This window comes from Actinoplanes sp. NPDC051346 (assembly GCF_040682215.1).
Taxonomy (GTDB): domain Bacteria; phylum Actinomycetota; class Actinomycetes; order Mycobacteriales; family Micromonosporaceae; genus Actinoplanes.
On record NZ_JBFBAJ010000017.1, the window covers coordinates 23097 to 25817 of the forward strand.

3 protein-coding genes are annotated in these 2721 nt (G+C 70.2%); all 3 read left to right on the forward strand.

Translation table 11 applies throughout. From position 1 onward, the window contains the following. Window positions 1-149 precede the first annotated feature (149 nt). Entirely contained in the window at window positions 150-806 is a 657-nt protein-coding gene (locus AB0M36_RS32240) for a peptidylprolyl isomerase (protein WP_364165601.1), read from the forward strand. 823 nt (window positions 807-1629) lie between these two features. After that, window positions 1630-2064 carry a hypothetical protein gene (locus AB0M36_RS32245; RefSeq protein ID WP_364165331.1) on the forward strand — a complete coding sequence of 145 codons (435 nt, stop codon included), beginning with the start codon at window positions 1630-1632 and terminating at the stop codon, window positions 2062-2064. Between the two features lie 35 nt (window positions 2065-2099). Continuing rightward, a complete protein-coding gene (locus tag AB0M36_RS32250; RefSeq protein ID WP_364165334.1) occupies window positions 2100-2540 on the forward strand; it encodes a hypothetical protein in 441 nt (146 codons plus the stop codon). The last annotated feature ends 181 nt before the right edge of the window (window positions 2541-2721 follow it).

Sequence of the window (2721 nt, forward strand, 5' to 3'; positions counted from 1 at the left end):
ACTCTGGTGCGACACCAGTCGCCGTGGGCGGTGTCTCTGGTGCGGCACCAGTCGCCGTGGGCGGTGTCTCTGGTGCGGCACCAGTCGCCGTGGGCGGTGTCTCTGGTGCGGCACCAGTCGCCGTGGGCGGCGTCTCCGGTGCCGCGCCGATCAGGGCCGGGAGTGCGGATCCGACGGAACCCACCGACGGTCCCTGCGCTTACACGCCGACGCCCGACGAGCCCGCGTCCCGGCCCGTGCCGCTGCCACCCGACCCCCGGCGCACGCCGAGCCGTGGCACCGTCGAGGTGCTGCTGCAGACCAACCTGGGACCGATCCCGCTGGTGCTCGACCGCGCCGAGGCGCCGTGCACGGTGCAGAGCTTCCTGCATCTGGTCCGGCACCGGTTCTACCACCGGACGATCTGTCACCGGCTGACGGCGTACCCGACGCTCAAGGTGTTGCAGTGCGGCGACCCGAGCGGAACAGGGTCGGGTGGCCCCGGCTACCGCTACAAGGATGAGTTGCCCACCGACCTGCCGCCGGCCCCGACCGACCCGACCGGCGAACGCCGCGTCTACGCCCGCGGCGTGCTGGCCATGGCCAACGCCGGCCCGGACACCAACGGCAGCCAGTTCTTCCTGGTCTACGCGGACTCCGCCCTGCGGCCGAACTACACGATCTTCGGCGCTATGGAGCAGGCCGGACTGGAGACGGTCGACCGGGTGGCGGCCGGGGGAGTGGCCCCGACCCCGGAAGACCCGGCACCAGTGGACGGCGCCCCGGCGCTGACCACGACCATCAAGACGGCTCAGATCTGCCGGTGACCGTGGCGGGGGTTCTCGGCGGGCGTTGCCGAGAACCCCTCGCTGCATTCAGGGTTGGCTCATCGGTCCGGTAGTAGAGGGCTTTGCGGTTGGTCTGCATGATGCATCGGGGCGCCCGCCGCCCCCGGTGGGTGGCGAGCCGCGGTTGCGCTTAGCGCCGCCGACTGCGCCCTCCCGGCATCTCTCTTCGCTGCTGTGCCCCTCGTTGCCCGGCTGCCCTCGTTACCCGCTGCCCGCTGCCCGCTGCCCGCTGCCCGTTGTCCCTGCCGCTGCCCGTTGCCGCTGCCGCTGCCCGTTGCCGCTGCCGCTCCCCGCGCCCCTGCCCCCTTGCGTGCTGCCGCTGCCCTTGTCCGCTGCCACCGCTCACTGCCTTCTGCGCGTGTTGTCTGTGCCCGTGCGCCGAGTTGCCGGTGCCGTGCTGCCGGTGTGCCGCTCTGCCGGTGTGCCGCGTGGCCCGTGCCGTGCTGCTCGTGTTGGTCACGCTTGCCCGCGCTGTCCGCGCGTCGGCTGTCCTGCGCAGACTGCGTGTCCGTGCACCCTCCGCCCCGCACCTGTTTGCTGTCTGCGCCGGTCATATCGATGCTCGGGCCGTTGACGTGGCCTTATGTATCGCGAATAGTCGATTTCGCGACCCTCGCCACCAGATGGCTGAACATTCGTTAAGGGTTTAACAGCTTCTTCTTCACTTGGTGCGAGCTTGCTTTCATCGAGTGCCGCAATCGCCCAGTAGCGTCATTTCCGCTGCCCGGGAGAAATCCTCCCGAGGTCCAATAGCCGTGCTGCGGGAGACCCTCGTGGCCAATTTTCGAAGGATGCCGAGAAAATGCGAAGCGCCGTTCTGGTCGCGACCGCCGCCGTCCTGCTCGCGCCCAGCGCCGCTCAGGCCGCGCCGGGTGAGATCACCGACCTGCTCGCACCTGGCGCCGCTCAGAGCGCGCCGGGTGAGACCACCGACCTGCTGGGCACCTACGGCTTCGGCCGCGCCGCCGTGATTGGGGCCGAGGGGCAGGCGGCTGGCCTGTGGAGCGCTACGCGGGTTCGTTCCGGCTTCGCCGGTGACGATCTGATCATTACCTTCGTCCCGCGGACGGAGCGGTATGCGACCGAGAAGCAGGTGTACACCGCGATCTACAACCAGGTTTCCAATCCGCGGGCCGAGTGCGAGCAAGTGGGAGCCGACGGGGTCGAACACCGGGTGTGGATGTCGTTCCGGTGCCGCACCGGCGTTGCGCCCAACTACACCCTCCTCGTGCGCTGAGCCATCGAAGGATCGGACCATTTCAGGAGCAGACGATGACGTCTATCGCCATTCGCGCCCTCACCATCGGCGCCGCGGCGGCAATCGTAGGGGCCGCGGGCGCGTCGCCGGCCGGGGCCGTAGGTGACTCCGACTTCCAGTTGGCCGTCGGGCGTGCCGCCGCGACCGGGTCGTATGAACTCGTGATGAGCATTCCGGAGCGGCCGGTGCCGCCGGTGGCGGTCCGTGGCACGCTCACGACGAACGGTCGCAACGGATGCGCCGTCGTCCAACTCGCCGCCAACGGCCCCGCCGACGAGATTATCTGGCCCACGCTGACGCACCTGTGCGGTCCGGGAGCGACCGACTTCCAGGCCCGATCGTCGTATCTGTTCGGTGGCGCGAAGCCGCCGCTGCGGCTCTGCGTCGGCCCGACCGTGGCCACGGCCGAGAGTGGACGCCGCTGCGACGTCTACACCCCGTCGCCCGACCTCTGACCTTGCTGGGGGACAGCCCGGTTCCCGCCATCGACCTCCGGTGGCGGGAACCGGGTTTTAGCTTTTCCCGTCGACCGGCGCCGCGCGCCGGGACCGGATCCGACTGAAAGGCCGCGCCGGGACCGGACACGGGAGAGGCCGCGCCGGCCCGGACGCGGGTGAAAGCGTGGGCCCGGACGTG

What these genes read in the sequence shown, in the direction of transcription:
- AB0M36_RS32245 (WP_364165331.1), top strand. Translation starts at nt 1,630, where the DNA reads ATGCGAAGCGCCGTTCTGGTCGCGACCGCCGCCGTCCTGCTCGCGCCC.
- AB0M36_RS32250 (WP_364165334.1), top strand. Translation starts at nt 2,100, where the DNA reads ATGACGTCTATCGCCATTCGCGCCCTCACCATCGGCGCCGCGGCGGCA.